We start from the raw sequence: 26,929 nt of genomic DNA on the forward strand, positions 1-26,929 counted from the left end.
TCCTTACGCGGGCGTTACAGGGTCTCTGAGATATTTTTGGATCCCTCTGGGGACAACGGTAAAGTTGGAGCTCCAAATCGGGTCCATTACCCTGCGTCGCGTATCGAATACGGCAGGATGGGGCAACGCCCCAGACCCCCAGGGATGGACACGTGGCAAGCTCCGATCCTGTCTACCTGCGCGTCGTCGCCGACATCCGGCGCCAGATCGTCGACGGCTCCCTTCCCCCCGGCACCTCGATCCCCTCGCGCGCCCAGCTGACCAGGAAATACGGCGTGGGCGAGACGGCCGCCCGGCACGCGCTGCGCGTGCTCGCCGCCGAGGGCCTCATCGTCGGCCGCGTCGGCTCGGGCCACTACGTACGGGAGCAGCCGGTGCTGCTCCCGCTGCACCGATGGCGTTTCCACGACCACCCCACCCCCTTCGGCGCCGACATCCAGTCACAGGGCACCCGGGCCACCTGGGACTGGCGGGCCGAACCCGCCGACGCCACCCCCGACATCGCCCACCGCCTGCGGCTGGACGAATCGGCCCCGGTCACCCGCACCCACTACGTCTTCCGCGGCGACGGCAAGCCGATCCAGCTCGCCACCTCCTACGAGCCCGCCGAGTTCGGTGAGATCACGGAGGAGGGCCCCCGAAGCCTGATCGCCCGCCTGTCGGCGGTCGGCGTCAAGATCACCGAGATCGTCGAGCAGGTCTACACCCGCGTCCCGCAACCGGCCGAGAGCGATGCCCTCGCCCTGCCCGCGGGCGTCCAGGTCCTGCACGTCGAACGCACCCACTGGGCGGGGGACCGCCCGGTGGAGACGAGCGACATCGTCATCCCCGGCGACCGCTTCCGCCTCGTGTACACCCACCCCCTGCACCCCTGACCGCCGCGTCCACCGCGGCGGGAGGGCACCGCGGGACCCGTGAAGGTCAGGGACGTGGGCGGGAGCGGAGGGCTTCGAGCGCGTGGTCGGCGTGCGCCTCCATGGAGGTCTCGCTGTGGATCACTTCCAGGAGGCGGTGGTCCACGTCGATGACGAAGGTCATCCGGCGGGTGAGAAACGGTCCCACCGCGACGGTACGGCGGGCGCCGAGGCGACGGGCGACGGTGCCATCGGGGTCGGAGAGCAGGGGAAAGCCCAGCTGGTTGGACGTGGCGAACCTCGCCTGCCGCTCGACCTGGTCGCGACTGATCCCGATCCTGGTCGCTCCCTCGGCCGCGAACTCGGCGGCCAGGTCGCGGAAGTGACAGCTCTCGAGCGTGCACCCGGAGGTCATCGCCGCCGGATAGAAGAAGAGCACCACCGGCCCCTTGGCCAGAAACTCGCTGAGCCGCCTCGGCGTGCCCGTCTCGTCGAGGAGTTCGAAGTCCTCGACCACATCTCCCACCGCGAGGCCCATGCCCACGAGTCATCTCCTTAGGTTCACCGGAGGATCTCCGCTCACCTCGGCCGTCGTGATCGGCGAGGCTGAGAGTCGGAGTCCCAACCCCATTTCTAAGCGATTCACCGTTCGAGCGACAGGCCCACAACCGACCCACCGTGGAATATCCATTCTTCCCGTCCGGAAACCGGAAAACGGCGGATCATCACCGGCTCCCCCGGTCCGGTCGTCCCCGGAACCCGTACGGGTGCGCGACGGCGAGCGCGAGGAGCGTGAAGGCCGGGGCGACCACACCGGCCCAGGGCGGCGCGAAACGCAGGAGCAGGGACGCGCAGAGGGCACCGAGGACGAGGGCGACGACGATGGCGACGCGACGCCGGTTGTCGGTGGACCAGCCCGACGCCGAGCTCTCGAACAGCGAGGTGAGGGTGCCCGTGACGAACGTTGCCGTGATACCGGCGAGGTCGACCCGGCGGGCCGCCGCGGCCTGCATGCCCATGGCGCAGGATCCCACCCCGATCAGCGCGAGGATCGCGGCCGGGCCGGGTGCGCCCCCGCTGAGCGCCCAGCCGGCGAGAAAGGCGCTCTGGAGGGCCAGGTCGGCCCACAGAAGCCTGATGACGGCCAACGGCCACAACGCGTTCCCCTCGTGACGCCCGGGCATCGTGAAGCCGATGAGAAGCCCCGCGCAGAACCCCGCGCAGGCGAGGCCGGACCGCAACGCGTGGAGCACCCAGTCCTCGCGGCCGGCGAGGGCGAAGAGGATGAGGTTGCCGGTCATGTTCGCGGTGAAGACACCACCGAGCCCGAGGAAGGCGACCGCGTCCATCGCCCCCGCCGCCAGCGTCAGCAGCACGAGAGCGGCATGGCCGCGCCGCTGTACGCACCTCGTCTCGGGTGTTCGCGCCGGAACGGGCTCACCACCGCGCATGGAAGCCGGAACGGGCGCGGACGACGGGCCGCGCAGGGGGTCCGGAACGGGCTCGCCGGACGCGGGAGCCGAAACGGATTCGGAAGGCACGTCGGACGCGGAAGGCACGTCGGACGCGGAAGGCACGTCGGACGCGGAAGGCGCGTCGGGCGTGTCAGGCGCGTCGGGCGTGTCAGGCGCGGAAGGCGCGTCGGACGCGGGCGAGGGGGATGGGCCGGCGGGTGGCACCGAGGGGTCCTCCCCCTCACGGTGGGTCATGGGGCTGATCGGCCATCTGCCGTCCTCCGTGGTCATGCGGGTGCGCGCATGGTGGATCTTCCCAGCTCAGAGCGGTTTCACCCGGCTTCTCGCCTTCGCGGGCAGCCGGTACGACGCCTCCCTGGCGAGACCCGCGTCGCGGGCGTGCTCCACCAGGACCCGATGATCGTGCGGGAAGCACGGCGGGAGCGCCCGGAAACCGCCCTCCTGGATCGTCGGGTCCGCCATGGCCGCACCACTGTGACAGCTTCGTCTCACTTTTCGCGGCTGTGCGTCACATCCGTCAGGGACGCCTCAGGAGCGGGCCCGCTGCGTCAGGGCGACGCACGCGAGGACGGCCAGCGCCGCCGCGATGGTGACGGGACCGAAGAGCTCGCCGAGCAGCAGCCAGGCCCACAGCAGCGTCAGCAGCGGCTGGGCGAGCTGGGTCTGCCCGGCGCGGGCGATGCCGCCCATGGCCAGGCCCGCGTACCAGGGGATGAAGCCGAGGAACATCGAGACCAGGCCGACGTACGCGAACCCGGCGAGTGAGGCGGTGGTGGGGCGCGGATCGGTGGCCAGCGCGAGCGCGACGGTGATCGGCACGGTCAGCGGTGCGGCGAGGACGAGGGTGTGGGAGATCACCCTCCAGCCGGGGGTGTCGCGGGACAGGCGCCCGCCTTCGGTGTAGCCGACGGCGGCCGACAGCAGCGCGCCGACGAGCAGCAGGTCGGCTCCGGTGACGTGACCGCCGCCCATGCTGAGGGTGAAGACGGTGATCGACACGGCTCCGAGGCCGCAGGACACCCAGAACAGCGCCCTGGGCCGCTCCCCCGCCCTCAGCACCGCGCAGGCGGCGGTGGCGGCGGGCAGCAGCCCGATCACCACTGCGGCGTGCGAGGTGGAGGCCCCGGCGTGAAGCGCGAGACCGCTGAAAAGCGGGAAGCCGAACACCACGCCCGCCACGATGACGCCGTAGGACCGGAGCTGGGACCTGGGCGGCAGCAACGGCACTCTCGCCGCGAGCAGGAACACGGCGGCCGCGACCGCGGCGACGACGGCCCGGCCGACGGCCACCAGGTAGGGGTCGAAACCCTCCATCGCGAAGACCGTCGCCGGGAACGACCCCGAGAAGGCCAGCACCCCGAGCCCGGCCAGCAGGGTCCCCCGCCACGCCCTGCCCGGCGCCTCCGGCGGCGTCGCGCCCCCCGGCCGCCGATCGTGACGCGCCTTTCCCGGTGAGGCGAGGCCGGACAGCACCTCCGCGGGCGGGACCGTACCCGCCGCTATCCGATTTGGCACGATAGCGCTACTCTTTTCACTCATGAATGACGATAGCAGTATCGTCCGGCTCACCGCCACGCTCCGTGAGGAGGTGTCGCGGCTCCGTCCGGGCGACCGGCTGCCGTCGAGCCGGGAGCTGGTCCGGCTGCACAACGTGAGCCCGGTGACCGTGTCACGCGCGATCGGCAGGCTCGCCGCCGAAGGACGGGTGATCACCAGACCCGGCAGCGGCGCCTACGTGGCTCCGGCGATCACACGGGGCGGCGACAACGCCGACATGTCATGGCAGACGGTGGCGCTCGGCGACAGGGTGGTGGACGACAGCGAGGTGAGCGGCCTTCTCGCCTCGCCGCCCGAGGGGGTCATCCCGCTCACCGGCGGCTACCTCAACCCGGCTCTGCGCCCCTCCAGGGCGCTGTCGGCCGCCGCCTCCCGCGCGCTGCGACGTCCCGACGTCTGGGAGATGCCGCCGCTGAGCGGTCTGCCCGAGCTGCGCAGGTGGTTCGCCCAGGAGTTGGGAGGTGACGTCACCCCGTCGGACGTCCTGATCGTCAGCGGCGGGCAGACGGCGCTCATTCACGCCTTCCGTGCCCTCGCGGCCCCCGGGACCCCCGTACTCGTCGAGACCCCCACCTACCCGGGCGCGCTCGCGGCCGCGCGGGCCGCGGGGCTTCGCGCGACGGCCGTGCCCATGGACCGCGAGGGGGTGCGGCCCGAACTCCTCGCGGAGGCGTTCGCCGTGACCGGCGCGCGGGTGTTCCTCTGCCAGCCGACCCTGCACAACCCCACGGGCGCGACCCTGCCCCTGGAGCGGCGCGAGCAGGTGCTGGCGATCGCCCGCGCCGCCGGGGCGTTCGTGATCGAGGACGACTACGCGCGCTACTTCACCACCGCCCCCGCACCTCCGCCGATGGTCGCGCTGGACGCCCACGGCACGGTCGTGCACATCAACTCCCTGACCAAGGTCCTGTCGCCGAACCTGCGGGTCGCCGGGGTCGTCGCCCGAGGTCCCGCCGCGCGGCGCCTCCGGGCGAGCCAGCTCGTGGAGTCGTTCTTCGTCGCCAGGCCGCTCCAGGAGACGGCGCTGGAGTTCGTCGGCTCGCCCGCCTGGCGGCGCCACCTCGCCGCGCTCGGCACCGAGCTGGGGCTGCGCAGGGACACCCTCGCCGCGGCCCTCACCGCCCGGATGCCCGGCGCCACGATCCACCTCGTTCCTCGCGGCGGCCTGCACCTGTGGGTACGGCTCCCCGAGGACCGGGACGAGGAGAGTGCGGTGGAAGCCGCCAGGAGGGCGGGAGCCCTGGTGAGTCCCGGGCGCATCTACTACCCGGCCGAGCCGCCGGGCCCGCGCATCAGGGTGACCCACTCGGCGGCCGTCCACACGGCCGAGCTGGTCGAGGGCGTACGCAGGCTGGCGACGGCCCTCAACGACCACTGACCGTCTGGTCACCCTCGCGGGGGCTCGGAGGCGCCCCCTGCCCCCGAACCCCCGCGAGAGTGGTCAGCCGACCGCGAAGACCTCCTCTTCACACCCTCATGATCATGATCTCTCCTCCGGTACGACGTGCGCCTGCCGGCCTCCTTGAACGCGAGATAGACCAGGTACCACATGCGCACCCCTCATGAAAACACCATCTATCGCGTTATACAGGTGTTGAAAGTAACACAACCCCCTAATGCCGTACAGTGGTTGCGAAGAGGGAAGAGGTGAGCGACGCCATGGGCAACCCCTCCGACCTGGTGATCGACTTCGTGAACACGTACGACGTCGAGGAGCGGACCGACTCGATCCCCTCCCCGGCCGCGCTCACCGCCTGGCTGGCCGGGCGGGATCTGATCGGCCCCGGGGACAAAGCCGACGAGCGGGATCTGGCGACGGCCGCCGATCTTCGCGAGGCACTCCGCGAGGCGCTCCGTCGCAACCACGACCGTCCCGGCGAGACCGGCGACGGCCACGAGGCGGAGCAGTCGAGGCCCTTCGCCGCCCTCCCGCTGCGCGTCGCCCTCACCGCCGCGGGGCCGGTGCTCGAACCGGTCGCGACGGGGGTTCCCGGAGGACTGGCCGGGATCGTCGCCGCCGTGATGGGCACCCGTTCCGACGGGATGTGGCCACGCCTGAAGGTCTGCACCGAGAGCACCTGCCAGTGGGCGTTCGTCGACTCCTCCAAGAACCGCTCACGCTCGTGGTGTTCCATGAAGGTCTGCGGCAACCGTACGAAGACAAGGGCATATCGGGCCCGGCGGCAGATGGAGCCGGGTTCACGTCATCTCTGAGTCGGATTCCCCGATACGGTGTAAGAGCCTGTCTCACGGATCCACCCGCCTGATGCCCGCTCGCGTGGCACGAGATCCATGAGACAGCGCGTTCCGAGGCGACGGCAGACGGCAGAGAAGGAGCGGGCCGAGATGGCAGACGTAGGCGTGCGGGCGGCTCGGCACGATGATGTCGCCGCGGTGACGGGCACCCAGATCCGCGCGTGGAGATACGGCTACCGGGACTTCCTTCCCGAAGGACCGCTGGAGCAGATGACCGGCCCCGCGGCCGAGAACATGTGGCGGCAGCAGTGGGACGACGCGATCACCTCGCCGCCCAGCCGCCGGCACCGCGTGCTGGTGGCCGTGGAGCAGGTCGTCCTCGACACCGACGCCTTCCCGGCGCTCGGCCCGGGCGGCATCGAGGCCATGGCCGCGCTGCAGGGCGCGGAGAAGATCGCCGGTCTGGCGTCACACGCCCCGGCGGAGGATCCCGACCTCGACCCGACCACCGCCGGAGAGATGCTCACGTTCCTGATCGACCCCGACCACGTCCGGCGCGGCCACGGCAGCAGGCTGCTGAACGCCACGGTCGACTACCTCCGTGACGACGGCTACCACACCATCGTGACCTGGGTCTTCGCCGAGAACTACGCGGTGCGGGGCTTCCTGGAGTCCGCAGGGTGGGGCGCCGACGGGGCCGAGCGGGTCATCGACATGGGCCGTACGGTGCGGATGATCCGCCTGGCGACCGACATCAGCTAGAGCCGGAGAGGAACGCCGCAACGCCATGGCCACCCCGAGCCAGTGGATCGCCGGAGCACGCCCGCGCACCCTCCCCGCCGCCGTCGTCCCCGTCGCGATCGGCACCGGAGTCGCGATCGGATACGGCGGAGGGGTGTGGTGGCGGGCCCTGCTGGCCCTGTTCGTGGCCCTCGCCCTCCAGGTGGGCGTCAACTACGCCAACGACTACAGCGACGGGGTGCGCGGCACCGACTCCGACCGGGTCGGTCCGATGCGCCTGGTCGGCTCGGGCGCCGCGCCCCCTCGTCAGGTCCTCGTCGCGGCCCTCGCCTGCTTCCTCGCCGCCGCGGTGGCCGGCCTGGTGCTCGTCGCGGTCACCGGGGCCTGGTGGCTGCTGCTGGTCGGCGCCGCGGCGATCGCCGCGGCCTGGTTCTACACCGGCGGCTCCAGCCCGTACGGCTACCGGGCGCTGGGCGAGGTCTCGGTCTTCGTGTTCTTCGGCCTGGTGGCGGTGGCGGGCACCACCTACGTCCAGCTCGAACACCTGCCCGCTCTCGCGGTGGTGGCCGCCGTCCCGGCCGGCCTGCTGGCCTGTGCGATGCTCGTGGTCAACAACCTGCGCGACATCGTGACCGACGGCCCCGCGGGCAAGCGCACCATGGCCGTGGTGCTCGGTGACACCCGCACCCGCGTCCTCTACACCCTCTGCCTCGTCCTGCCCCTGGTGATCGCGCTCGCGCTCGTGCCGTGGCGGCCCTTCGCGGCCCTGGCACTGCTCGCCGCCCCGCTCGCCGTCGCCCCGGTCAAGGCGGTCCGGGCGGGTGCCACAGGCCCGGCGCTCATCGCGACGCTCCAGCAGACGGGCCGCTTCCAGCTCGTGTACGGCCTGCTGCTCACCGTCGGCCTCGCCCTCTGACCTTCAACGCTCCCCGGCCGCACCCGGCCGAGGCCCTTCACAGGATCCGGCGCATCACGACGCGGGGGACGATCTCGATACCCAGTTCCCGCTCGTGGCGCACCAACTCGGCCATCCCCGGCCCCCACTCGGCCGGGTCGAGCACGACGAAGCCGCGCCGGGCGTACCAGGGTGCGTTCCAGGACACGTCGCGGTAGGTCGTCAGCGTCACGGCGGCGAAGCCGGTCGAGGCCGCGTGCTCGCAGACGGCCTCCAGCAGGCGCCCACCGGCACCCCTGCGCCCATGGTCGGGATGGACGGCCAGCTGGTCGAGGTGGAGTTGCCCGTCGACCAGGCCGACCATGGCGAACCCGATCGGCGGGTCACCCGCGACGAGCACCCGCCCTGGGTCCTCGGTCTCCTCGATCATCGTGGTCCCCGGCGGAAAGGTGATCCCGACCTCGGCGAACAGCCCGTCGGCCGCCAGCTCCACCGCCGCCAGCCCGGACAACTCCTCCGGCCGCGCCCAGCGAACCTCAGTCGAAGTCGAAGCTCGAGTGCTTGTCATGGAACTGGAGGATATTGCGGCATCGCTCGCAGATCATCAGGGTTAACCGGTGCGAGGTGATGCCCCGGCGACTGTCGAGCCTGCCCGTCTCCTTGCGGAACTCCGTGCCGCGACAGAGCGGGCAGGCGAGCTCAGGGTGCGTCATACTCGCGCAACGAGCGGCGCCAGGCCGGGGGTCCAGGGCCCCACCGGGCGGGTGCTCAGAGGTCGAGAAGGGGCTCCAGGCCGACGGTCAGGCCGGGCAGCTCACGGACCCGGCGCACGCCCAGGAGCACCCCCGGGGTGAACGACGAGCGGTTCATGGTGTCGTGGCGGATGGTGAGGATCTCGCCGTCACCGCCCAGGATCACCTCCTGGTGGGCGATGAGCCCGGCCAGCCGCACCGCGTGCACCCGGACCCCGTCGACGTCGGCGCCGCGCGCCCCGTCGAGCTCCGTGCTGGTGGCGTCGGGCATCGGCGCGGAGCCCGCCTTGCGCCGGGCCTCGGCGATCAGCTCGGCCGTGCGGCGGGCGGTGCCCGAGGGCGCGTCGGCCTTGTTGGGGTGGTGCAGCTCGACGATCTCGGCCGACTCGAAGTAGCGGGCGGCCTGCTGGGCGAAGTGCATCATGAGCACGGCCGCGATGCCGAAGTTGGGGGCGATCAGCGCGTTGACGCCGGGGTTGGCGTCCAGCCAGCCCTTGACGGTCGCCAGCCGCCCGGCGTCGAAGCCGGTGGTGCCGACCACCGGGTGGATGCCGTGGGAGACGCACCATTCGAGGTTGCCCATCACGACGTCGGGGTGGGTGAAGTCGACCACCACCTCGGCGCCTTCCAACGCCTCGATCGGGTCGCCCTGGTCGACGGCCGCGACCAGCTCCAGATCGCCCGCCGCCTCGACGGCCCTGCACACTTCGACACCGACGCGCCCTCGGGCGCCGAGAACTCCAACCCTGATCACGGCCCCAAGGCTATACCGTGCGGGCCCGCCGGGCTGTCGCGGACCACCGGGTCCGGCCCTCCAGGAGCGCCCCCGAAGACACGGGCGGCCCCGGCGCGGGATGCGCCGGGGCCGCTGACAGACGGGGTCGTCAGCCGGTGACGACCGCGCTGAAGTCCCTGTCCTCCTCGTAGGGGCCGATGACCGCGAGGGACATCGGGCGGGTGAGGACGTCCGAGGCGACCTCGGCGATCTGCTCCGGGGTCACCGCGTCGATCCTGACGAGCAGGTCGTCGACGGAGAGCAGCTCGTCGAAGACCAGCTCGCCCTTGCCGATCCTGGACATCCGGGAGCCGGTGTCCTCCAGGCCGAGCACGAGGCCGCCGCGCATCTGGCCCTTGCCGCGGACGATCTCCTCCTCGGTGATGCCGTCGGTGACCACGCGGAGCACCTCCTCGCGGCAGATCTTCAGCACGTCGTCGATCTTCGACGGCAGGCAGCCGACGTAGATGCCGAACTGGCCGGTGTCGGCGAGGGCGGAGGTGTAGGAGTACGCCGAGTAGGCCAGGCCCCTCTTCTCCCTGATCTCCTGGAACAGCCGCGAGGACATACCGCCGCCGAGCGCCGCGTTGAGCACCCCGAGCGCGAAGCGGCGCTCGTCGGTGCGGGTCAGCGCGGTCGTGCCGAGGACCAGGTTCGCCTGCTCCGTCGGCCGGTGGACCACCCGCGTGCCGGAGCGCAGCTCCACGCCGGGCCCCGACACGCGCGGGGGCACCGGCGAGGCGTCCCCGCCCAGGGCCCCGGCCCGCTCGTAGGCGGCGGCGACGAGAGCCACGACCCGCTCGTGGTCGACGTTGCCCGCCACCGACACCACGGTGTGGGTCGGCAGGTAGAAACGCCGGTAGTACTCGGCGATCCGGTCGCGGGTGACCGCGGTGATCGAGTCGACCGTGCCGAGGATCGGCCTGCCGACCGGCGTGTCACCGTACAGCTCCGCGGAGAACTGCTCGTGCACCACGTCGGAGGGGTCGTCGTCGTGCATGGCGATCTCCTCCAGGATCACGCCACGCTCGGCCTCGACGTCCTCCTCGGTGATGAGCGAGGAGGTCACCACGTCGGCGAGCACGTCGATCGCCACCCGCAGGTCCTCGTCGAGGACCCGCGCGTAGTAGCAGGTGTACTCCTTGGCGGTGAAGGCGTTGATCTCACCGCCGATGCCCTCGATGGCCGCGGAGATCTCCAGGGCGTCCCGGGTCGGCGTGCCCTTGAACAGCAGGTGCTCAAGGAAGTGGGAGGAGCCCATGTGCTGGGGGGACTCGTCTCTCGATCCGATGCCGACCCACATGCCGACCGCGACGGAACGCACGGTCGGCATGGACTCGGTCACCACCCGGAGCCCACCGGGAAGGACGGTGCGCTTCACGACCCCGGCGCCGTCCTTGCCGGGGTGCAGAGTGGTGGTGATCACGAGTTGCGGTCTTCCCCTCCGCCGCCACCGCGGTTGCCACCGCCGCTGCTGCTGCTGCGGGTGCGGGTGCGACGGGGCCGCTCCTCGCGGGGCCGCTCGTCGGCGGCGGGCGCCTCGGCCGCCGGGGCGGCCGAGGGCTCGGTGTCGCCGGACTCGGCCTTGGCCGCGGCCTCCTTCTCGATGACCTCGACGGGCACCAGGGAGAGCTTGCCGCGGGAGTCGATCTCGGCGATCTCCACCTGAACCTTCTCGCCGACGTTCATGACGTCCTCGACGTTCTCGATGCGCTTGCCGCCGTGCAGCTTGCGGATCTGGGAGACGTGCAGGAGGCCGTCCTTGCCCGGCATGAGGGAGATGAAGGCGCCGAAGGCGGCGATCTTGACGACCGTGCCCAGGTAGCGCTCGCCGACCTCCGGCATGTGCGGGTTCGCGATGGCGTTGATCGCCGACCTGGCCGCCTCGGCGGACGGGCCGTCGGTGGCGCCGATGTAGATGGTTCCGTCGTCTTCCAGGGTGATCTCGGCGCCGGTGTCGTCCTGGATCTGGTTGATCATCTTGCCCTTCGGGCCGATGACCTCTCCGATCTTGTCCACCGGAATCTTGATCGTGATGATGCGAGGAGCCGTCGCGTTCATCTCCGCCGGGGAGTCGATGGCCTCCTGCATCACGTCGATGATCGCCAGGCGGGCGCCCTTGGCCTGCCTCAGCGCGGCCGCCAGCACGGAGGCCGGAATGCCGTCCAGCTTCGTGTCGAGCTGGAGCGCGGTGATGACGTCCTTGGTGCCGGCGACCTTGAAGTCCATGTCGCCCATCGCGTCCTCGGCGCCGAGGATGTCGGTCAGCGTGACGTACTGGTCGCCCTCGTTGATGAGGCCCATCGCGATGCCCGCGACGATGCCCTTGAGCGGGACACCCGCGTCGAGCAGCGCCATCGTCGAGGCGCAGACCGACCCCATCGAGGTCGAGCCGTTGGAGCCCAGCGCCTCGGAGACCTGGCGGATCGCGTAGGGGAACTCCTCGCGCGCCGGCAGCACCGGCAGCAGCGCCCGCTCGGCGAGCGCGCCGTGCCCGATCTCGCGCCGCTTGGGCGAGCCCACCCGGCCGGTCTCACCGGTGGAGTAGGGGGGGAAGTTGTAGTTGTGCATGTAGCGCTTGGTGCGCTCGGGGTTCAGCGTGTCGATCATCTGCTCCATACGGAGCATGTTGAGCGTGGTGATGCCCAGGATCTGGGTCTCGCCGCGCTCGAACAGGGCCGAGCCGTGCACCCGGGGTACGACGTGGACCTCGGCGCTGAGCTGCCTGATGTCCTTGACGCCGCGGCCGTCGATGCGGACGCCCTCGGCGATGACCCGCTCGCGCATGAGCTTCTTGGTCAGCGACCGGAACGCGGCGCCGAGCTCCTTCTCGCGGCCCTCGAAGTCGGGGCCGACCTTCTCCAGCACCAGGGCCTTGACCCTGTCGAGCTCGATCTCGCGCTCCTGCTTGCCGGCGATGGTGAGCGCGGCGGCGAGCTCGCTGCGCACCGCGCCGGTCACCGCCTCCAGGACGTCGTCCTGGTAGTCGAGGAACAGCGGGTATTCGGCGGTCTCCTTGGCGGCGACCTTCGCGACCTTGGCCTGCGCCTCGCACAGCACCTTGATGAACGGCTTGGCGGCCTCAAGGCCCTGGGCCACGGTCTCCTCGGTCGGAGCCACCGCGCCCTCGGCGACGAGCTTGAGCGTGTCGCGGGTGGACTCGGCCTCGACCATCATGATCGCGACGTCGCCGTCGTCCAGGACCCGGCCCGCGACCACCATGTCGAAGGTGGCACTGGCCAGCTCGGTGTTGGTCGGGAAGGCGACCCACTGGCCCTCGATCAGCGCGACGCGGACGCCGCCGATCGGGCCGGAGAACGGCAGCCCGGCGAGCTGGGTGGACAGGGACGCGGCGTTGATCGCCACGACGTCGTACAGGTGCTCGGGGTGGAGCGCCATGATGGTGGCGACCACCTGGATCTCGTTGCGCAGGCCCTTGACGAACGAGGGGCGCAGCGGCCGGTCGATCAGGCGGCAGGTGAGGATGGCGTCCTCGGAGGGACGGCCCTCACGCCGGAAGAACGAGCCGGGAATGCGGCCCGCGGCGTACATTCGCTCCTCGACGTCCACCGTGAGGGGGAAGAAGTCGAGGTTCTCCTTGGGATTCTTGGACGCGGTGGTCGCTGAGAGGACCATCGTGTCGTCGTCGAGATAGACGACGGCGGAACCCGCCGCCTGGCGCGCGAGCCGCCCGGTCTCGAACCGGATGGTACGTGTGCCGAATGAGCCGTTGTCGATGACGGCTTCGCTGCTGTGGACACCCTCCACGGGGGACCTCCTTGTGGATCGGTCGCCCGCGTCCGGCCAGACGCACGTGTCGCGCCTGGTTCGTCGTGTTTTGCCGGCTCCCCGTAGGTGCAGCGCCGGTCTTCGATCGAAGCGCCCGGTTCCGTATGGCTTTGTGCCATGATGACCGGGGGCCACTACCGAGGACCGGCCCTCCGACGCCGTGGGGCGCGCTTGCTTGCGGACGCGGGGCACTGTCTCGGCTATTCAGTTTGCTCACCGGGGCGACGTCTTCGTGGCGCGACGCGCCGACATCGTCCCCCGTGAGAGATGAGGGAGCGGCGCGAACGCCACTCCCTCACACCACTATCGGCGCAGGCCGAGCCGCTCGATGAGCGAGCGGTAGCGCGCGATGTCCTTGCTCTGCAGGTACTTCAGCAGCCGGCGGCGGCGGCCGACGAGCAGCAGCAGGCCACGGCGGCTGTGGTGGTCGTGCTTGTGCACCTTCAGGTGCTCGGTGAGCTCGCTGATGCGCTTGCTCAGCAGCGCGATCTGCACCTCGGGGGAACCGGTGTCGGTCTCACCCTTGGCGTAGTCACCGATGATCTTCTTCTTTGCTGCGGTGTCGAGAGACACTTTTCTCCTTGAACCTCTGCGGGCACGCGCAATTCCGGCTCCCCGAACGACCGTGCGTGCCTACAGTCGCCGTGGCGAGATCAGCACCGGGATCATACGACACCGGTTACAGAGCTGACATGCCAGGCTACCACCGGCTTCGCGACCCCCGCACATCCTGTGAGAGCCCGGCGAGCCTCACCCGAAACCCCTACAGGACCGGCATTTCGGCCTCCGAGGTCGACGTGACGCGAGGGCCGTGTGACACGGGGGCCGGGTGGGACCGGACATGAGATCGAGCACAGGATCGGGCACGGAATCGCGCACGGACCGGGCAGGGGATCGGGCACGGAACCGGAATTCCGGGAACCGGGGTCGGCGTGGCATGAGGACCGGCCGGGACCCCCGCGGGCCCCTCCCTGAGGAGGTCAGCTCGTCAGGCGCCGGACCTCGTCCACGTCGGCGTGGATCTGCGCGACGAGAGCCTCGATCGAGTCGAACCTGGTGTTGCCGCGCAACCTCGGCCCGAAGTCGACGGCCACGTGCGCGCCGTAAAGATCGAGGTCGTCGCGGTCGAGGGCGTACGCCTCGACGGTGCGGGGCACCCCCTCGAAGGTCGGGTTGGTGCCTACGGAGATCGCCGCGGGCCAGCGCTCGCCGCCGTACACCGCGGGCAGGTTGCCGGTCTCGACACCCTGCAGCCAACCGGCGTAGACGCCGTCCGCGGGGATGGCGGTGAACTCCGGCGACTCCAGGTTCGCCGTCGGGAAACCGAGCTGCCGGCCGCGCTGGTAACCGCGGACGACCACACCCTCGACCCGGTGCGGACGGCCGAGCGTCTGCCGGACCGCCTCCATGTCGCCGGAGGCGATCTGCTCGCGGATCAGGGTGGAGGAGATCGTCTCCCCGTCGCTGACCAGCGGGACCGCCTCGGCCACGAAGTCGTACTTCTCCCCCAGGGTGCGCAGCGTCTCCACGTCGCCGGAGGCCTTGTGGCCGAAGCGGAAGTTCTCCCCCACCACGACCCCGGCGGCGTGCAGCCGGTCGACGAGGACGGTCTGCACGAACTCGTCCGGGCTCATCCGGGAGAACTCCAGCGTGAACGGCAGGACGCACACCGCGTCGACGCCCAGGCCCGCGAGGAGCTCGGTGCGGTGCCTCGCCGTCGTCAGCCTCGGAGGGTGCGTGCCCGGCCGCACGACCTCCTCGGGATGCGGGTCGAAGGTCACCACCACCGAGGGAACCCCGAGACGAGCGGCCATCGCGACGGCACGGGCCACCATCTGCTGGTGCCCGCGGTGAACGCCGTCGAAGACGCCGATCGTGACGACGGACCTGCCCCAGTCTTCGGGCACGTCGTCCAATCCGTGCCAGCCTCGCACCGCAGCCTCTTCCCTCGTAGCGGATGAACCCCTAAAGCCTGCCATGCTCTGAGCCCTTCCCCCCAATCGGGGAGCCCCTTGCCCGTGGCGCGCCCCTCGCCGCGAAAGGTCCGGGACAACACCCGGGACGACGACGGACGGCCCGTCAGGGGACGAAGACGGCCAGGGACCTGGCGACCTGGCCACGCTCCTCCATCAGCGCCACCAGGGTGCCGTCGGGGGCGAACACCCCGATCGGCCCGCTCCCCGCGCCCAGCGCGGGCAGCCGCCCGCCGTGCGCGACGGTGGCCGCCTCCTCGGCGGTCACGTCCCGGCGGGGAAAGGCCGCCGCGACCGCGTCGGCCATCGGCAGGATCACGCACTCGGCGGCGAGGTGCTCCAGGGTGTGGGCCGTCGACAGGTCGTAGGGGCCCACCCGGGTACGGCGCAGGGCGGTCAGATGACCGCCGACGCCCAGGTCGGCGCCGAGATCACGGGCGAGCGCGCGGATGTAGGTGCCACTGGAACAGGACACCGAGGCGTCGACGTCGACGAGATCACCGTGCCGGCGCACGGCGGTGATCTCGAAGCTCGACACGGTCACCTGGCGAGCCTTGAGCTCGACCTCCTCCCCCGCCCTCGCCCGTTTGTAGGCTCGCTCGCCGTTCACCTTGATCGCGCTGACCTGCGGCGGGATCTGCATGATCGGGCCGGTCAACGCGGCGACGCCCTTCCTGATGTCCTCCTCGGCGACCTGCCCCGCCGGCACCGACGCGGTGATCTCACCCTCGGCGTCGTCGGTGTTGGTGGTCTGACCGAGGCGGATCGTGGCGTCGTAGCCCTTCTCGGTGAGCGCGAGGTGGCCGAGCAGGCGGGTGGCCTTCTCGACACCGACCACCAGCACGCCGGTGGCCATCGGGTCGAGGGTGCCCGCGTGACCGACCTTGCGGGTGCCCGCGATGCCGCGGAGCTTGGCCACCACGTCGTGCGAGGTCCACTCGGCGGGCTTGTCAACGATGATCAGTCCGCTCGGCGGCGGGGTGCGCTTGGCGCGGGCCGTACTCATTATGGTCCTCACAGGCGTGCGGTGAAGGGCTTACAGCAGTGCCCGGAGACTCGCGATCGTCTCCTCAACGGGCTGGTGGGAGGTGAAACCCGCCGCCTTGGCGTGCCCGCCGCCCCCCAGCGCGACGCTGACGCGCGAGACGTCCACCCCGCCCTTGGAGCGCATGGAGACCTGCCAGACGCCGTCGTCGTCCTCCTTGAGAATCGTGGCGACGTCCGCCTCGTCGGTGCGCCGGATCACGTCGATCATCCCCTCGACCTCGTCGTACGGCAGCCCGTACGCGGCGCGGTCGGCTCGGGTGACGAACGTCCAGACCAGGCCACCGCCCACCTCGGGCTCCAGCCGCACCCTGCCGAGCACGACGCCGAGCACCTTCAGGTAGCCGAACGGAGAACGATCCCACAGCTCGCGGGAGATCTTCTCGGGATCGAGCCCGGTGTCGAGCAGCCGGGCGGCCATCGCGTGCGCCTCCGGGGTGGTGGAGGAGTGCCTGAAGGAGCCGGTGTCGGTGACGAGCCCGACGTACAGGCAGGTCGCGATGTCCTTGTCGATCGGCAGGCCGAGCCGGTGGATCAGCTCCTCGGCGAGCACGGCGGTGGCCGCGGCATCGGGATCGACCAGGTTGAGGGTGCCGAACCCGGTGTTGGACGGGTGGTGGTCCAGCACGACCAGCTCGTTCGCCTTGACCGTGTTGCCGGTCAGCACGCCGAGACGCCCGACGGTGGGCACGTCGAAGGTGACCATCACCTCGGGCGCGGCGGGATAGTGCGCGGGGTCGGCCAGCAGCTCCTGCCCCGGCAGGAAACGCAGCAGCCTGGGCACACTGAAGCGCCGGTCGCCGAAAGAGGCGGTGACCCGCTTGCCCGCCGCGCGCAGTGCGAGCCCGACGGCGAGCATCGAGCCGAGCGCGTCACCGTCGGGTGAGACGTGACAGGCGAGCGCGATCTCGTCCGCGGCGGAGATGAGCTCAACGGCCCGTGCCCAGTCCCGGCCGGACACCGGACCCGCCGAGCCCGCCGAGCCATCGTCACGCGAGGCGGGCGTCACGTCGCGGAGCGTCCCGCGCGTTCCGGGGATTCGTCTTCCTCGTCCCCGGATTCGTCGCCGTCTTCCCTGTCCTCGGGCCTGCGGTAGGGATCGGCGTCCCCGGCGTGCGACGCCCCTTCGGCCCGCTTGGCGATCTCCACGTCCCTGGCCTTCGCCTCGGCGAGCAGATCCTCCAGATGGCGGGCGCTGTCAGGGAGCGGATCGTGGGTGAACGTCAGCGTCGGCGTGTGGCGCAGCCCCGTCTGGCGGCCCACCTCCGAGCGGATGAGCCCCTTGGCGCTCTCCAGTGCCATGGCGGAGTCGGCCCGCTCGGCCTCGGAGCCGAACACGGTGTAGAACACCGTGGCCTCGCCCAGGTCGTTGGTGATGCGGGTGTCCGTCACGGTCACGAACCCCAGCCTGGGGTCCTTGATGCGGCGCTCCAGCATCTCCGCCACGATCTGCTGGATCCGATCGGCGATCTTGCGCGCGCGTGCGGCGTCCATAACTCCCCCCTTCTCACGGGGATGGCCGGTGGCGGTAGGGGTTCTTCCGCGACCGGCCGTCTCCGTATCTAGTCTTCGTCCTCGTTGTAGAGCCGATGTCTGGCGGACAGCAGCTCGATCTCCGGGTGGAAGGCGATCAGGCGCTCGCAGTCGTCGAGCACCTCACCGCAGTTGGCTGCGGTGGCGGAGACGACCGCGATCCCGATCTCGGTACGGCGATGCAGGTCAAGATGACCGGTCTCCGCGACGGCCACATTCGGGAACCGTCGCCGCACCTCCGCGACGATGGGACGCACCACCGAGCGCTTCTGCTTCAGCGAGTGGACGTCGCCGAGCAGGATGTCCAATGTCAGTGCACCTACATACATGGTGGGTCACTCGCCACGATCGACACCGTGCCACGGGCTCGGGTCCCGCCCACCGGCCGCGCACCCGAGGGTGCGCGGCCGATGGAACGGTTTCCCTGCCTGTCGAGGCATCAGGTTCGCGGCTTCTCCCGCATCTCGAAGGTCTCGATGACGTCATCGATCTTGATGTCGTTGTAGCCGACACCGATACCGCACTCGAACCCTTCGCGGACCTCGGTCGCGTCGTCCTTGAAACGGCGCAGCGAGGAGACGGTGAGGTTGTCGGAGATGACGACCCCGCCGCGGATGATCCGGGCCTTGCTGTTGCGGACGATCGTGCCCGAACGGACCAGCGCACCGGCGATGTTGCCGATCTTCGGCACCTTGAAGACCTCGCGGACTTCGGCGGTGCCCATCTGGACCTCTTCGAACTCCGGCTTGAGCATGCCCTTGAGGGCCGCCTCGATCTCCTCGATCGCCTGGTAGATGACCGAGTAGTAGCGGATGTCGACGCCCTCGCGCTCGGCCAGATCGCGCGCCCTGACCTCGGGACGCACGTTGAAGCCGATGATGACGGCGTTGTCGTCGGCGACCGCCAGGTTGACGTCGTACTCGGTGATCGCACCGACGGCGCGGTGGAGCACCCGCAGGCGCACCTCGTCGCCGACATCGATCTTGAGCAGCGCGTCTTCCAGGGCTTCGACGGAACCGGAGACGTCACCCTTGATGATGAGCTTGAGCTCGTCGACCTGGCCCTTCTCCATCTCGCTGAAGAGCTCCTCGAGGGTGCGGCGACGGCCGGACCTGGCCATGTCCGCGATGCGCTTGCGCGCGGCGCGCTGCTGGGCGATCTGGCGCGCCATCCGGTCGTCGGTGACGACGATGAAGTTGTCACCGGCTCCTGGCGTCGCGGTCAGACCGAGGACCTGCACCGGACGGGACGGGTCGGCCTCCGGGATCGCCTCGCCCTTGTCGTCGAGCATCGCCCGGACGCGGCCGAAGGCCTCGCCACAGACGATCGAGTCGCCGACGCGGAGCGTGCCGCGCTGGACCAGCACGGTCGCGACCGGGCCGCGGCCCTTGTCGAGGTGCGCCTCGATGGCGACGCCCTGGGCGTCCATCGTGGCGTTGGCCCGCAGGTCGAGCTCGGCGTCCGCGGTGAGCAGGATGGCCTCGAGCAACTGCTCGATGCCGATCCCGTTCTTGGCGGAGATGTCGACGAACATCGTGGTGCCGCCGTACTCCTCGGCGACCAGACCGTACTCGGTGAGCTGGGCGCGCACCTTGCTCGGGTCCGCCCCCTCCTTGTCGACCTTGTTGACCGCGACGACGATCGGCACGTCGGCCGCCTGGGCGTGGTTGAGCGCCTCGATGGTCTGCGGCTTCACGCCGTCGTCGGCCGCGACGACCAGGACGGCGATGTCGGTCACCTTGGCGCCTCGGGCACGCATGGCGGTGAACGCCTCGTGACCCGGGGTGTCGATGAAGGTGATCTTCCGCTCTTCGTCCTCGTGCGTGGTGGCGATCTGGTAGGCACCGATGTGCTGGGTGATGCCACCCGCCTCCCGCGCCACCTCGTTGGTGTTGCGGATGGCGTCGAGCAGCTTGGTCTTACCGTGGTCGACGTGACCCATGACGGTCACCACCGGCGGGCGGGCGACCAGGTCGGACTCGTCGCCCTCGTCCTCGCCGAACTCGATGTCGAAGGTCTCCAGGAGCTCGCGGTCCTCCTCCTCCGGGCTGACCACAAGCAGGTTGTAGTCGAGCTCGGCGGCCAGAAGCTGGAGCGTCTCCTCGTTGACCGACTGCGTCGCGGTCACCATCTCGCCCAGGTGCAGCATGATCTGCACCAGGGACGCCGGGATCGCGCCGATCTTGTCGGCGAAGTCCGACAGGGAGGCGCCGCGCGACAGGCGGATCGTCTGCCCGTTGCCGCGAGGAGCCTGCACGCCGCCGATCGCCGGGGCCTGCATGTTGTCGAATTCCTGACGCCGCTGGCGCTTGGACTTGCGACCGCGGGTCGGGCGTCCTCCGGGACGGCCGAACGCGCCCGCGGTGCCTCCACCGCGACCACGGCCACCACCACCGGGACGACCGGCGAAACCGCCGCCGCCACCACCGGGGCCACCGGTTCCGGTGCCGGGACGACCCGCGCCGCCACCGCCACCCGGGCGACCGGCGAAGCCGCCGCCGCCACCGGGACGACCGCCGCCACCGGGACGACCGGCGCCGCCACCCGGGCGACCGGCACCCGCGCCGCCGCCGGGACGGCCGGCGCCACCGCCGCCGGGACCGGCGGGCCGGCCCTGGGGCATCATCATCGGGCTGGGACGCGGACCACCCGGACGCGGGCCACCGGGACCACCGGCGCCGCCACCGGGACGCGGGCCACCGGCGCCGGGCCCCGGACGCGGGCCACCCGATCCGGGCGGGCCGGAACGAGCGCCGGGCGGACGGGGACCGGCGTTGTCGCGGTCCTGGCGAGGACCGCGGTCCTCGCGGGGGCCGGGACGCGGACCTCTGTCGCCGGGACCGCCGTCACGGCCGGGGCCACCGGGACCACCGGGACCGCCACCGCGCGGCGGACGGGCCTGGCCCATGCCGCTCGCGTTCGAGGAGAACGGGTTGTTGCCGGGGCGCGGACCGCGCGGGCCCGGACGCGGGCCCGGCTTGGGCGCACCGGCGCCGGGGGCACCGGCACCGGGCCTGGGGCCCGAGGGTGCTCCACCGGGACCGCCCGAGGGACGACCGCCCTCGGGGCGCGCCTCGGGGCGCTGCGCGGGACCCGGACGCGGGGCGGGCCTGGGACCCGGCTTGGGGCCGGGGGCCGGGCGTCCGCTCTCGGTGCGGGGCGCCTCGAACCGCGGTGCCTGCACCTGCGGCGGCTGCTGACGCGGCGGCTGCGGGGGCTGGACCGGCGGAGCCGGAGGAACCACCGGCGGGGCCGCCTGCGGCGCGGGGGCCGCGGGACGGGCCTGCACGGGCCCCGGACGAGGACCCGGCCTGGGGGCCGGACCCGGCTTGGGGATGGATGTCGGCGCCGAGGTGGCACCGTTTGGCTGGCCGTCACCCGGCCGAGGGGCCGCCTGAGGCGGCCTGGGGCCTCTGCCCCTGTCGGACGAGCCCTTACTGGGGCCGCCCAAAGCTTCCGTGAGCCTGCGGACTACCGGTGCTTCGATAGTCGAGGACGCCGAACGCACGAACTCGCCCATCTCCTGGAGCTTGGCCATCACGACCTTGCTCTCCACACCGAACTCCTTGGCGAGCTCGTATACCCGGACCTTCGCCACTGCACTCCCTTGTCTCGGCCCGGGAGGCGGTGCCGCCGGACCGTCGTTACGTTGACGTACTCATCGCCGCATGCTCATCAGGCGCTCATAGCTATCTGACCAGCCCATCAGTTCGGCGTCCTACATGACAGTCGGTAACCATTTCACCCGATCCTTTCAGCCTGTTGCTCTTCCAGGTGGCCGCGCAGTCGCGACAGGTCGAGCGATTCCGCGACACGAAAAGCCCGCGAAAACGCTCGGCGACGCTCTGCGAGTTCGAGACAGCTCAAGGTGGGATGCAGTGAAGCACCACGCCCTTGGAGCCGTCTTCGCAGGTCAGGGACGATAACGCCCTCGACCACCACCAGGCGGAGCAGCTCGGAGGAAACCGTGCGAACCCGGCACCCCACACATGTTCTTCGTGGGGCAGCCTGGCCACCATATTCCAGCTTACCGTGTGGGCGCATCTGCGGCACCGGCCGCGTCCCCCGGCTGGGTGTCGGGACGGATGTCGATCCGCCAGCCGGTGAGGCGGGCGGCGAGCCGGGCGTTCTGCCCCTCCTTGCCGATGGCGAGGGAAAGCTGGTAGTCAGGCACGGTCACGCGCGCGGCGCGGCCGTCGAAGTCGATCACCTCTACGTGGGAAACGCGGGCCGGGGACAACGCATTCCCCACGAACTCCGCGGGATCCTCCGACCAGTCGATGATGTCGATCTTCTCGCCGTGCAACTCCGTCATCACGTTGCGTACCCGCGAGCCCATCGGGCCGATGCAGGCACCCTTGGCGTTCACCCCCGGACGCCGGGACCGGACCGCGAGCTTGGTGCGGTGACCGGCCTCGCGGGCGACGGCGGCGATCTCGACCGTGCCGTCGGCGATCTCGGGCACCTCCAGCGCGAAGAGCTTCTTCACCAGGCCGGGGTGGGTGCGCGACAGGGTCACCGAGGGACCCTTGTGGCCCTTCTTGACCTGCACCACGTAGCAGCGGATGCGGTCGCCGTGGACGTATTCCTCGCCCGGGACCTGCTCGCTGTGCGGCAGCACCGCCTCGATCTTGCCCAGGTCGACCAGGACGACCCTCGGGTCCTTGCCCTGCTGGATGACCCCCGCCACGAGTTCGCCCTCACGACTGGCGAACTCACCGAAGTTGATCTCGTCCTCGGCGTCGCGGAGCTGCTGCAGGATCACCTGCTTGGCCGTGGTCGCGGCGATGCGGCTGAAGTTGCCCGGGGTGTCGTCGAACTCCCTGAGCACCTCCCCGCTCTCGTCGTCGAGCTCGGCCGCGAAGATGGTCACGTGCCCTGACTTGCGGTCGAGCTCGGCGCGCGCCTTGGCCGCCGCGCCCTCACTCCGGAAATACGCGATCAGCAGCGCGTCCTCGATCGCCTTGACGACCAGGTCGAAGGAGATGTCCTTCTCCCTCTCCAGGCTGCGCAGGACGCTCATGTCGATGTCCACGAGGCTTCCCCCTTAGCCCTCGTCGCCGTCTTCGCCGTCGTCTTCGGCGTCGTCGAGCCGGCGGAATTCCACCTGCACCCGTCCTCGGGTCAGGTCCTCATAGTCGATGCGGCGCGGTGCGCCGTCGACGTCCAGCTCCACGCCGGTCTCGTCGGTGGCGACGATCCGGCCCTCCACGGCGGTGCCGTCCCGCAGGTCGGCCTTGACCAGCCTCTTCACCGCTCGGCGCCAGTGACGCGGCTCGGTGAGGGGGCGGTCGACTCCCGGAGAGGAGACCTCCAGCACGTACGGGGTGGTTCCCATCGCCTCGTCGGCGTCCAGTGTCTCGGAGACGACGTGGCTGATCTCCGCGACGTCGTCGAGGCTCACGCCGCCGTCACGGTCGACCACGACACGCAGCAGCCGCCGCTTGCCCGCGGGGGTGACCGTGACGTCCTCCAAGTCGAGCCCTCCGGCTCCGACGACAGGTTCCAGAAGCTTCATCAGGCGGTCGCGGGATGTGGCGCTGCCCATGCCGACCTCCCATTGTCACGATCTCAGCCGGGCGGACCTCGCCCATGCGATTAACCAGCCTATCCACACCAGGGCGTAGAAACAGCGCCACTCGGTGTGGCGGAGCCGTCCGAGAAGCGAGGTGAGTGCCATTATTCCAAGCCCGTACGATGCTAAGTGCGTCAGCTGCCCGACACAGAACCGGAGGTCGTCGTGCGTTCCGTCTCCCGGCGCGCCCTGCTGAGGGGCGGCGCTCTCGGGGTGGCAGCCGTGACGGCCGCGGGGTGCGCCACCGGTGAGCCGGTGCCGCCCGTGGCCGCGCCGCCCGACCCCGAGACGCTGCTCCTGCGCGAGCTGATCGCGGGCAAGGAGCGGACCGTGGCGCTGTACGCCTCGGCCGCCTCGCCCCGGCTGGAGCCCTTCAGGCAGCGGCACGAGGCCCATCTCGCCGAGCTCCGCCGCCGTCTCCCGCCCGCTCCGGCGTCCACGGCCGCGACCCCCTCTGCTTCGCCCACGCCGTCCCCGTCGGGTGGCCCGGCTCGGAGCACGTCGGTGCGGGCCCTGCGCGACCTGGAACGCAAGGCCGCGGCACTGCGCACCCGTCAGATCGAGGGGGTCTCCCCCCCGCTCGCCCAGTTGCTCGCGTCCATCGGCGCCTGCGAGGCCGCGCACGCCCTCGCCCTGTCGAGGCCGCTGTGAGAGGCGCGCGGGGGTCCGCAGGGGCCGATCAAGGGCTCGGCGCGGCGCTGGCGGCCGAGCACGCCGCCGTGTACGCGTACGGGATCCTCGGGGCCAGGACCACGGGCAGGCTGCGGGCGGCGATGACGACGGCCTACAACGCCCATCGCGCCCGCCGCGACCAGCTCCGCACGATGATCACCACTGCGGGCGGCACACCCGCCGAGCCCAAAGCGGTCTACGAGCTTCCGATCACGCCCTCCGGCCCGGACCAGGCGGTGGAGCTGGCCGTGCTGGTCGAGCGCGGGGTGACCGGCGCCTATCTGGAGCTGGCCGCGACCACCGACACCACGCTGCGCAAGATGGCCGCGCTGGTCATGCAGGAGTGCGTCACCCGCTCCTACAGCCTGCGGCCCGAGATCGACGCCTTTCCCGGCATGCCGCCCAGGACCGCGCCGCCGAACCCGGAGCCCACTCCCACCCCGGCCACGTCCCAGTGACCTTTCCTTTCGCATTTCGCGGGTGACCCCTTCCGGCACAACGAACTGGTCAACGTGTAAATCGATCTCCAATGGAGGTCGCCTGGGGTGCGAGTCGCGAATCAAACCCGCTTTCGACCACGTTTGCACCGTGCCTGCCGGGTAGTTGGATCTCGCCGAATACGCCTAAGGAGGAAGTAATGGGCTGGGGATACCGGAAATCCATGAAGTTTGGTCCGTTCCGTCTTAACCTTTCGCGGAGTGGAGTGGGCCACAGCTGGGGAAACCGCGCCTTCAGGGTCACCAGAACGGCCGACGGGCGCCGCACGCTGAGCATCAATCTTCCCGGTGGCTTCCACTGGCGCAAGACCGTCAGCAGCAGCCGTCGCTGATGGGCATCACTCCGGAACCCTTCGCGGACGCCGCTCGTTCTCACGAGACGACACGGCGTTTCCGCGAGTCCGGGGAGAAGGCATTGGGCTGGGGATACAGAAAGTCAGTCAAAGTCGGTCCTTTCAGGATCGACCTGTCCCCGCGCGGGATCGGCCACAGTTTCGGCGGTCGCGGATTTCACGTCAGCAGAACTCCCGACGGCCGCACATACGTGACCGTCAACCTGCCCGGTGGGTTTCACGTGGGTAAGGCGATCGGCCCGAGCTCCCGGCGTCGACACCACCACTACTGACGCGCGGCCACACACTCGAAAAGAGCGGCCCGCCCCTTCCAAGGGGCGGGCCGCTCTCACGCGTTCGGGGATCACCCGCCGCGAAGCCGTGCCGCGCGTTCGGAGCTCACCCCCGATGGGTCGTTCTCACCCCTGGCAGGCCGCCACGACGCGGTCGACGGCCTCGGCGAGCGGGATCTCCTCCTTGGCGCCGGTGGCGCGGTCGCGCAGCTCCGCGACCCCCTGGGTGAGACCTCGGCCGACGATCAGGATCGTCGGCATGCCGAGCAGCTCGGCGTCCTTGAACTTCACCCCCGGGGAGACGCCGGCCCGGTCGTCCACCAGGACGCGCAGCCCTCGGGTCTCCAGCTCTTCGGCGAGGCGGGTGGCGGCCTCTATCTGGCCGTCCTTGCCGGTGCCCACGACATGGACGTCGGCGGGAGCGATCTCACGGGGCCAGACCAGGCCGAGCTCGTCGTGCCTCTGCTCGGCCAGCACCGCCACGGCCCGGGAGACGCCGATGCCGTAGGAGCCCATGGTGACGCGAATGGGCTTGCCGTCGGGGCCGAGGGCGTCGAGCTTCGCGGCGTCGGCGTACTTGCGGCCGAGCTGGAAGATGTGGCCGATCTCGATGCCGCGGTCGATGGACAGGCCGGAGCCGCAGACCGGGCAGGCGTCACCCGCGCGGACCTCCGCGGCCTCGATGGTGCCGTCGGCGACGAAGTCACGGCCGGCGACGACGTCCACGGCGTGCTTGCCCGGCTCGTTCGCGCCGGTCACCCAGGCGGTGCCGTCGACCACGCGGGGGTCGACGAGGTAGCGGATGCCGAGGTCCTTGAGGACCTGGGGGCCGATGTAGCCGCGGACCAGGCCGGGGTGCCTGGCGAAGTCCTCGGCCTCGAAGATCGCGGGCTCACCGGGGGCGAGGGAGGCCTCCAGCCGCTTGAAGTCGACCTCGCGGTCTCCGGGAACGCCGATGATCAGGGTCTCGGTCTTGCCGGTGCCGGGAACCGTCACCTTGACCACGATGTTCTTGAGCGTCTGGGCGGCGGTGATGCCGAGGCCGTAGTGCTCGTTGACGTGGCCGACCAGTGACTCGATGGTCGGGGTGTCGGGGGTGTCGAGCACCCGCGTCGCGGGCCGCTCACCGGTGACCGCGGCCGGCGCGGGGGTGACGACGGCCTCCGCGTTGGCCGCGTAGCCGCAGTTGTGGCAGGCGACGAAGGTGTCCTCACCGGTGGCCGCGGGAGCGAGGAACTCCTCGGAGGCCGACCCGCCCATCGCCCCCGAGGTGGCGAAGCAGATCTTGTAGGCGATGCCGAGGCGGTCGAAGGTCTTGATGTAGGTCTCGCGGTGACGCTCGTAGGAGCGCTTGAGGCCGTCGTCGTCGAGGTCGAAGGAGTAGGAGTCCTTCATGACGAACTCGCGCCCGCGCAGGATGCCGGCCCGGGGACGGGCCTCGTCGCGGTATTTGGTCTGGATCTGGTAGAGAGTCACCGGATAGTCCTTGTAGGAGGAATACTCCCCCTTGACCATGTCGGTGAACATCTCCTCGTGGGTGGGCCCGAGGAGATAGTCGGCCCCCTTGCGATCCTTGAGGCGGAAGAGCGTGTCGCCGTACTCGGTCCAGCGGCCGGTCGCCTCGTAGTATTCGCGGGGCAGCAGGGCGGGGAAGAGCACCTCCTGTCCGCCCATGCGGTCCATCTCCTCGCGCACGACGCGCGTGACGTTCTCCAGGACCGTCTTGCCGAGCGGCAGCCAGGAATAGACGCCGGGCGCGACGCGGCGGACGTAACCGGCGCGGACGAGCAGCTTGTGGCTCGGGACTTCCGCGTCTGCCGGGTCGTCCCTCAGCGTTCGAAGAAACAGCGACGACATGCGCAGCAGCACGGCTACTCCTAGCTAGCGAGGTTCGATGCCCTACAGGCTATCGAGTCTCGCAAGCCGATTGTCTGCGGTCGGCGGCTTCCGAACCCCCACCGCACCTCCACCGAACC

Annotated in this window: 28 protein-coding genes; 9 read left to right on the top strand and 19 right to left on the bottom strand. The window is 70.7% G+C overall.

What is annotated here, in order from left to right; translation table 11 throughout:
* Positions 1 to 152: 152 nt before the first annotated feature.
* Positions 153 to 875, top strand: coding sequence for a GntR family transcriptional regulator (locus AB0B96_RS13830; protein ID WP_362898568.1), 723 nt, complete (start codon positions 153 to 155; stop codon positions 873 to 875).
* A gap of 46 nt (positions 876 to 921) precedes the next feature.
* Here the strand turns inward: AB0B96_RS13830 and AB0B96_RS13835 are convergent, their stop codons facing one another.
* From AB0B96_RS13835 to AB0B96_RS13850, 4 genes are all read right to left on the bottom strand, one after another.
* Positions 922 to 1,392 (bottom strand): peroxiredoxin, encoded by a 471-nt coding sequence (locus AB0B96_RS13835; RefSeq protein ID WP_362898768.1) that lies wholly within the window; start codon positions 1,390 to 1,392, stop codon positions 922 to 924.
* A 187-nt stretch (positions 1,393 to 1,579) separates the two neighbouring features.
* On the bottom strand, positions 1,580 to 2,230 hold the full coding sequence (locus AB0B96_RS13840; RefSeq protein WP_362898570.1) for a YoaK family protein: 651 nt from the start codon (positions 2,228 to 2,230) through the stop codon (positions 1,580 to 1,582).
* A gap of 399 nt (positions 2,231 to 2,629) precedes the next feature.
* On the bottom strand, positions 2,630 to 2,791 hold the full coding sequence (locus AB0B96_RS13845) for a hypothetical protein (RefSeq protein WP_362898572.1): 162 nt from the start codon (positions 2,789 to 2,791) through the stop codon (positions 2,630 to 2,632).
* 66 nt (positions 2,792 to 2,857) lie between these two features.
* Positions 2,858 to 3,844, bottom strand: coding sequence for a DMT family transporter (locus AB0B96_RS13850; protein ID WP_362898574.1), 987 nt, complete (start codon positions 3,842 to 3,844; stop codon positions 2,858 to 2,860).
* A 22-nt stretch (positions 3,845 to 3,866) separates the two neighbouring features.
* Between AB0B96_RS13850 and AB0B96_RS13855 the strand changes: the two genes are divergently transcribed.
* The 4 genes from AB0B96_RS13855 to AB0B96_RS13870 all read left to right on the top strand — a co-directional run bounded on the left by AB0B96_RS13855 (position 3,867) and on the right by AB0B96_RS13870 (position 7,739).
* Positions 3,867 to 5,264, top strand: coding sequence for a PLP-dependent aminotransferase family protein (locus tag AB0B96_RS13855; protein WP_350944694.1), 1,398 nt, complete (start codon positions 3,867 to 3,869; stop codon positions 5,262 to 5,264).
* 269 nt (positions 5,265 to 5,533) lie between these two features.
* Entirely contained in the window at positions 5,534 to 6,100 is a 567-nt protein-coding gene (locus tag AB0B96_RS13860) for a CGNR zinc finger domain-containing protein (protein ID WP_362898577.1), read from the top strand.
* A gap of 132 nt (positions 6,101 to 6,232) precedes the next feature.
* Entirely contained in the window at positions 6,233 to 6,844 is a 612-nt protein-coding gene (locus AB0B96_RS13865; protein WP_362501163.1) for a GNAT family N-acetyltransferase, read from the top strand.
* A gap of 25 nt (positions 6,845 to 6,869) precedes the next feature.
* Entirely contained in the window at positions 6,870 to 7,739 is an 870-nt protein-coding gene (locus AB0B96_RS13870; RefSeq protein ID WP_362898579.1) for a 1,4-dihydroxy-2-naphthoate polyprenyltransferase, read from the top strand.
* Positions 7,740 to 7,776: 37 nt separating this feature from the next.
* Here the strand turns inward: AB0B96_RS13870 and AB0B96_RS13875 are convergent, their stop codons facing one another.
* The 14 genes from AB0B96_RS13875 to rimP all read right to left on the bottom strand — a co-directional run bounded on the left by AB0B96_RS13875 (position 7,777) and on the right by rimP (position 23,132).
* On the bottom strand, positions 7,777 to 8,229 hold the full coding sequence (locus AB0B96_RS13875; protein ID WP_362898581.1) for a GNAT family N-acetyltransferase: 453 nt from the start codon (positions 8,227 to 8,229) through the stop codon (positions 7,777 to 7,779).
* Between the two features lie 257 nt (positions 8,230 to 8,486).
* Positions 8,487 to 9,224 carry a 4-hydroxy-tetrahydrodipicolinate reductase gene (gene dapB, locus AB0B96_RS13880; RefSeq protein WP_362898583.1) on the bottom strand — a complete coding sequence of 246 codons (738 nt, stop codon included), beginning with the start codon at positions 9,222 to 9,224 and terminating at the stop codon, positions 8,487 to 8,489.
* 130 nt (positions 9,225 to 9,354) lie between these two features.
* A complete protein-coding gene (locus AB0B96_RS13885) occupies positions 9,355 to 10,668 on the bottom strand; it encodes a pitrilysin family protein (RefSeq protein ID WP_350944849.1) in 1,314 nt (437 codons plus the stop codon).
* The gene (locus AB0B96_RS13890) at positions 10,668 to 13,013 is read right to left on the bottom strand and encodes a polyribonucleotide nucleotidyltransferase (protein WP_362898585.1); all 2,346 of its coding nucleotides are present in this window, start codon (positions 13,011 to 13,013) and stop codon (positions 10,668 to 10,670) included. Before AB0B96_RS13890 ends, AB0B96_RS13885 begins: the two co-directional genes overlap by 1 nt.
* A 324-nt stretch (positions 13,014 to 13,337) precedes the next feature.
* Positions 13,338 to 13,607: a 30S ribosomal protein S15 gene (gene rpsO / locus AB0B96_RS13895; RefSeq protein ID WP_350944705.1), complete on the bottom strand. Its 270-nt coding sequence runs from the start codon at positions 13,605 to 13,607 to the stop codon at positions 13,338 to 13,340.
* A 407-nt stretch (positions 13,608 to 14,014) separates the two neighbouring features.
* Positions 14,015 to 14,968 (bottom strand): bifunctional riboflavin kinase/FAD synthetase, encoded by a 954-nt coding sequence (locus AB0B96_RS13900; protein WP_350944706.1) that lies wholly within the window; start codon positions 14,966 to 14,968, stop codon positions 14,015 to 14,017.
* Positions 14,969 to 15,113: 145 nt separating this feature from the next.
* Positions 15,114 to 16,013 (bottom strand): tRNA pseudouridine(55) synthase TruB, encoded by a 900-nt coding sequence (truB, locus tag AB0B96_RS13905; RefSeq protein ID WP_362898588.1) that lies wholly within the window; start codon positions 16,011 to 16,013, stop codon positions 15,114 to 15,116.
* Positions 16,014 to 16,043: 30 nt separating this feature from the next.
* Positions 16,044 to 17,060, bottom strand: coding sequence for a bifunctional oligoribonuclease/PAP phosphatase NrnA (locus AB0B96_RS13910; protein WP_362898590.1), 1,017 nt, complete (start codon positions 17,058 to 17,060; stop codon positions 16,044 to 16,046).
* The gene (gene rbfA / locus AB0B96_RS13915; RefSeq protein ID WP_350944709.1) at positions 17,057 to 17,545 is read right to left on the bottom strand and encodes a 30S ribosome-binding factor RbfA; all 489 of its coding nucleotides are present in this window, start codon (positions 17,543 to 17,545) and stop codon (positions 17,057 to 17,059) included. Before rbfA ends, AB0B96_RS13910 begins: the two co-directional genes overlap by 4 nt.
* Positions 17,546 to 17,613: 68 nt before the next feature.
* Complete coding sequence (locus AB0B96_RS13920) at positions 17,614 to 17,913, bottom strand: DUF503 domain-containing protein (protein ID WP_350944711.1); 300 nt, start codon at positions 17,911 to 17,913, stop codon at positions 17,614 to 17,616.
* 110 nt (positions 17,914 to 18,023) lie between these two features.
* Positions 18,024 to 21,182: a translation initiation factor IF-2 gene (gene infB, locus AB0B96_RS13925; RefSeq protein ID WP_362898592.1), complete on the bottom strand. Its 3,159-nt coding sequence runs from the start codon at positions 21,180 to 21,182 to the stop codon at positions 18,024 to 18,026.
* Between the two features lie 143 nt (positions 21,183 to 21,325).
* Positions 21,326 to 21,628: a YlxR family protein gene (locus AB0B96_RS13930; RefSeq protein WP_350944851.1), complete on the bottom strand. Its 303-nt coding sequence runs from the start codon at positions 21,626 to 21,628 to the stop codon at positions 21,326 to 21,328.
* Positions 21,612 to 22,619 (bottom strand): transcription termination factor NusA, encoded by a 1,008-nt coding sequence (gene nusA / locus AB0B96_RS13935; RefSeq protein WP_350944715.1) that lies wholly within the window; start codon positions 22,617 to 22,619, stop codon positions 21,612 to 21,614. The genes AB0B96_RS13930 and nusA overlap by 17 nt, the downstream gene beginning before the upstream one ends.
* Before the next feature lie 12 nt (positions 22,620 to 22,631).
* A complete protein-coding gene (gene rimP / locus AB0B96_RS13940; protein ID WP_350944716.1) occupies positions 22,632 to 23,132 on the bottom strand; it encodes a ribosome maturation factor RimP in 501 nt (166 codons plus the stop codon).
* 156 nt (positions 23,133 to 23,288) lie between these two features.
* Between rimP and AB0B96_RS13945 the strand changes: the two genes are divergently transcribed.
* From AB0B96_RS13945 to AB0B96_RS13960, 4 genes are all read left to right on the top strand, one after another.
* A complete protein-coding gene (locus AB0B96_RS13945) occupies positions 23,289 to 23,810 on the top strand; it encodes a hypothetical protein (RefSeq protein ID WP_362898595.1) in 522 nt (173 codons plus the stop codon).
* Positions 23,807 to 24,289 carry a ferritin-like domain-containing protein gene (locus AB0B96_RS13950; protein ID WP_362898597.1) on the top strand — a complete coding sequence of 161 codons (483 nt, stop codon included), beginning with the start codon at positions 23,807 to 23,809 and terminating at the stop codon, positions 24,287 to 24,289. Before AB0B96_RS13945 ends, AB0B96_RS13950 begins: the two co-directional genes overlap by 4 nt.
* Positions 24,290 to 24,468: 179 nt before the next feature.
* Entirely contained in the window at positions 24,469 to 24,660 is a 192-nt protein-coding gene (locus AB0B96_RS13955; RefSeq protein ID WP_350944719.1) for a DUF4236 domain-containing protein, read from the top strand.
* Positions 24,660 to 24,953 (top strand): DUF4236 domain-containing protein, encoded by a 294-nt coding sequence (locus tag AB0B96_RS13960; protein ID WP_362898599.1) that lies wholly within the window; start codon positions 24,660 to 24,662, stop codon positions 24,951 to 24,953. Before AB0B96_RS13955 ends, AB0B96_RS13960 begins: the two co-directional genes overlap by 1 nt.
* Positions 24,954 to 25,079: 126 nt before the next feature.
* Here the strand turns inward: AB0B96_RS13960 and AB0B96_RS13965 are convergent, their stop codons facing one another.
* On the bottom strand, positions 25,080 to 26,822 hold the full coding sequence (locus AB0B96_RS13965) for a proline--tRNA ligase (RefSeq protein WP_362898601.1): 1,743 nt from the start codon (positions 26,820 to 26,822) through the stop codon (positions 25,080 to 25,082).
* Between the last annotated feature and the right edge of the window lie 107 nt (positions 26,823 to 26,929).

It is taken from the genome of Streptosporangium sp. NPDC049046, from assembly GCF_040649155.1.
In the GTDB taxonomy this organism is placed as follows: Bacteria; Actinomycetota; Actinomycetes; order Streptosporangiales; family Streptosporangiaceae; genus Streptosporangium.

Excerpts from the sequence above, each read along its gene's own strand:
- AB0B96_RS13930 (WP_350944851.1), bottom strand. The coding sequence starts at position 21,628 with ATGCGCCCACACGGTAAGCTGGAATATGGTGGCCAGGCTGCCCCACGA.
- AB0B96_RS13865 (WP_362501163.1), top strand. The coding sequence starts at position 6,233 with ATGGCAGACGTAGGCGTGCGGGCGGCTCGGCACGATGATGTCGCCGCG.
- truB (WP_362898588.1), bottom strand. The coding sequence starts at position 16,013 with ATGAGTACGGCCCGCGCCAAGCGCACCCCGCCGCCGAGCGGACTGATC.
- rbfA (WP_350944709.1), bottom strand. The coding sequence starts at position 17,545 with ATGGACGCCGCACGCGCGCGCAAGATCGCCGATCGGATCCAGCAGATC.
- AB0B96_RS13960 (WP_362898599.1), top strand. The coding sequence starts at position 24,660 with ATGGGCATCACTCCGGAACCCTTCGCGGACGCCGCTCGTTCTCACGAG.
- rimP (WP_350944716.1), bottom strand. The coding sequence starts at position 23,132 with ATGGGCAGCGCCACATCCCGCGACCGCCTGATGAAGCTTCTGGAACCT.
- AB0B96_RS13845 (WP_362898572.1), bottom strand. The coding sequence starts at position 2,791 with ATGGCGGACCCGACGATCCAGGAGGGCGGTTTCCGGGCGCTCCCGCCG.
- AB0B96_RS13835 (WP_362898768.1), bottom strand. The coding sequence starts at position 1,392 with ATGGGCCTCGCGGTGGGAGATGTGGTCGAGGACTTCGAACTCCTCGAC.
- AB0B96_RS13955 (WP_350944719.1), top strand. The coding sequence starts at position 24,469 with ATGGGCTGGGGATACCGGAAATCCATGAAGTTTGGTCCGTTCCGTCTT.
- AB0B96_RS13855 (WP_350944694.1), top strand. The coding sequence starts at position 3,867 with ATGAATGACGATAGCAGTATCGTCCGGCTCACCGCCACGCTCCGTGAG.
- AB0B96_RS13920 (WP_350944711.1), bottom strand. The coding sequence starts at position 17,913 with ATGTATGTAGGTGCACTGACATTGGACATCCTGCTCGGCGACGTCCAC.
- AB0B96_RS13870 (WP_362898579.1), top strand. The coding sequence starts at position 6,870 with ATGGCCACCCCGAGCCAGTGGATCGCCGGAGCACGCCCGCGCACCCTC.